The following is a 2,744-nucleotide window of genomic DNA, read 5'->3' as shown; positions in this document are numbered from 1 at the left end:
GGTCAGGATGAGCCGACTCGGCGGTTCAGACGGTGAAGAACTCCGTCGCCACGGGAGCCAGTGCCGACGCCTTGACCATGTGGTTCTGCCCGTCGAGGACGACGTAGCGGGCGTCAGGGACGGCCTTGGCGATGGCCTGCTGGGCGTTGGTCATGTAGGCCGGGCTCTTGCTGCCGGCCACCGACAGCACGGGCACGGACACGTTCTTGAAGTAGCCGCCCGGCAGCGGCACACCCTGCTGAAACGGCACGCACATACCCAGGTCGTAGGCCAGCGTGTGCGCGACCGGGGTGAGCTTCTTGAAGGCTGGGGTCAGGCGCATGATCTTGACCGCGACCAGCGGCATCCCGACCGTACGCATGAAGAGCTCGACAGCCGCGGCCCGCTTGCCCTTCTCCACCAGCTTCGCGACCTGCTGCGCCAGGTCGGCGTCGTTGGGACGGTGGGTGTCGTCGAGGATCAGGGGAGCCTCGTAGGCGAGGATCTTGTCGATCGGCAGCCCGGCCCGCGCGCCCTCGAGCGCGAGGAAGGCGCCGGAGCTCAGGCCCAGCAGGTGGGCGTGGCCGCCGGCTGCCTCGATCACCGCACCGAGGTCGGCGACCTCCTGCTCGACCGCCTCCATGGTGCCCGCGGCAGCCGGCTTGGCGATGTTGCTCTCACCCCGGCCGCGGCGGTCGTAGCGGTAGACCGTGAACCGGTCCGAGAGCGCGTCGGCCAGTTCCTTGGAGGGCCCGAAGTCGCGGTAGCACATCGCGCCGTCGACCAGGACGAGCGCCGGGCCGGAGCCGGTCACGTCGTAGGCGATCGTGGTGCCGTCGGCTGAGGTGGTGGTCTTGGTCATCGTTCTGCTCACTTCTGTCGCGGTGGTCGTCGAGATACTTACGCGTCGGACGAGACCTCGGCTCTTCGACACGCGGCCGCACGTTTCTCGAGAAGTTCACGTTCTCCGGCGTTACCGGTCAGCGAGGCCGCCTCGTCGAACGCCGCCGCGGCCTCGAGATGACGCCCGGCGCGGTGCAGCAGATCTCCACCTACGCCAGCAGGCAGATGCGACCCCGCAAGAGCTCCTTCGGGAAGTGCCGCCAGGATCGCCAGCCCGGCGTCCGGACCGAACGCGCGCCCGTGCGCCACCGCCCGGTTGACCTCGATGACGGGCCCTGGAGCACCGGAGGCGAGGAGATCATAGAGCCGGGCGATCTCGGCCCAGTCGGTGTCCTCCGCCCGTCGGGCGCGGCCGTGACAGGCAGCGATCATCGCCTGCACCAGATAGCTGCCGCCGGGGGTGCCGGAGGAGGCCAGCGCGGTGGCGCGATCGACCGCAGCCAGGCCGCGGCGCAGCAGCAACTGGTCCCAGCGGCTGCGGTCCTGGTCCTCGAGCAGCACCGGGTGACCCTCCGCATCGGCACGGGCGGCGAGCCGCGACCCCTGGATCTCCAGCAGTCCCTGCAGCGCGTGCGCCTCGGGATCCCCGGGGGCGAGCGCGGCCAGCATCCGGGCCAGCCGCATCCCCTCCAGACACAGCTCGGGCCGGGTCCACGACGGCCCCGACGTCGCCGCGTAGCCCTCGTTGAAGACCAGATAGATCGTCTGCATCACCTCGCGCATCCGAGCCGCGCGCTCCTCGCCGACGGGAAGCTCGAAGGACGCCCCGACCTCGGTCAGGGTCCGCTTCGCCCGCGAGATCCGCTGCCCGACGGCCGACTCCTTGGCGAAGTAGGCCCGCGCGATCTCGGCGGTCGTCAGTCCGCCCACGAGCCGCAGGGTCAGCACCGTGCGCGAGTCGGGCGCCAGCACCGGGTGGCAGGAGAGGAACATCAGCCGCAGCACATCGTCCTCGATGTGATCGACCGCAGCAGCCAGGTCAGGCATCTCACCCTCCTCCAGTTCGTGTCCGAGCAGCGCCACCTTGCGGCGCAGCACCTCGTCGCGGCGGAACCCGTCGATCGCGCGCCGCTTCGCGATCGACATCAACCAGGCGCCGGGGTTGCGAGGGATGCCCTCGTGCGGCCACTGCTCCAGCGCCGCGACGAGGGCATCCTGGGCGAGGTCCTCGGCCAGGTCGAGGTCGTGCGTCATTCGCGCCAGACCGGCGAGGAGACGTACGGACTCGTTGCGCCAGACCGCGACGATCGCGCTCTCGGGGTCTGGACGGAGTGGCCCCGAGCTCATTCAGCAGGCGCCGGTGGGCCGAACAGCGGCCGCATCTCGACGGCCACGTCCTGCCCGGGCCAGAGCTCCTCGTGGAGCTGGATCATCCGGCGGCCGAGCTCGACGGCCTCGTCGTGCGAGCGGACCTCGAAGAGCGAGAACCCGCCGGCGACCTCCTTGGCCTCGGCGAAGGGGCCGTCGACGTGGGTCACCTCGCCGGCGGTCAGCCGGATCTCCACCGCGGGACCGAGCCCGTCGGCGTCGAGCAGGACGCCGTCGGCGTACTGCTGCTTGATCTCGGCCTCCACCGCCTCGATCAGCGCGGCCGGGGGTGGTCCCGCGTTCGGGTCCATCTTCACGAACATCATGTAGCGCATCTGCTTCTCCTTGCGGGTCGGCGACGCGTCCGTTGCGCGTCGTCGCCTACGCGTCGAGGAGAGCCTGCCCCTTTCGACACGCCCGCACCAGAGATTTCGGTAGGTGTTGCCCTGCTCGCTTCGCTCGGTTGCTCCCTCGCTCGGCGCGAACGGACGAGCAAGCTCCGCGCTTCGCGCGGTTACTCCCTCGCTCGGCGCGAGCGGACGAGCAAGCTCCGC

3 protein-coding genes are annotated in these 2,744 nt (G+C 70.4%); all 3 read right to left on the bottom strand.

All coding sequences use genetic code 11. The features are described from left to right. Positions 1–25: 25 nt before the first annotated feature. The 3 genes from ACFVJS_RS27380 to ACFVJS_RS27370 are packed head-to-tail and all read right to left on the bottom strand — an operon-like array spanning position 26 to position 2,525. Positions 26–841 (bottom strand): alpha/beta fold hydrolase, encoded by an 816-nt coding sequence (locus ACFVJS_RS27380; protein ID WP_378886701.1) that lies wholly within the window; start codon positions 839–841, stop codon positions 26–28. A 38-nt stretch (positions 842–879) separates the two neighbouring features. Next, on the bottom strand, positions 880–2,169 hold the full coding sequence (locus tag ACFVJS_RS27375) for an RNA polymerase sigma factor (RefSeq protein ID WP_378886700.1): 1,290 nt from the start codon (positions 2,167–2,169) through the stop codon (positions 880–882). Further along, the gene (locus ACFVJS_RS27370; protein WP_378886699.1) at positions 2,166–2,525 is read right to left on the bottom strand and encodes a YciI family protein; all 360 of its coding nucleotides are present in this window, start codon (positions 2,523–2,525) and stop codon (positions 2,166–2,168) included. The genes ACFVJS_RS27375 and ACFVJS_RS27370 overlap by 4 nt, the downstream gene beginning before the upstream one ends. Positions 2,526–2,744 lie beyond the last annotated feature (219 nt).

The sequence above is a fragment of the Nocardioides sp. NPDC057772 genome (genome assembly GCF_042798075.1).
Taxonomy (GTDB): domain Bacteria; phylum Actinomycetota; class Actinomycetes; order Propionibacteriales; family Nocardioidaceae; genus Nocardioides.
This window is presented reverse-complemented; position numbering and strand designations above follow the sequence as displayed.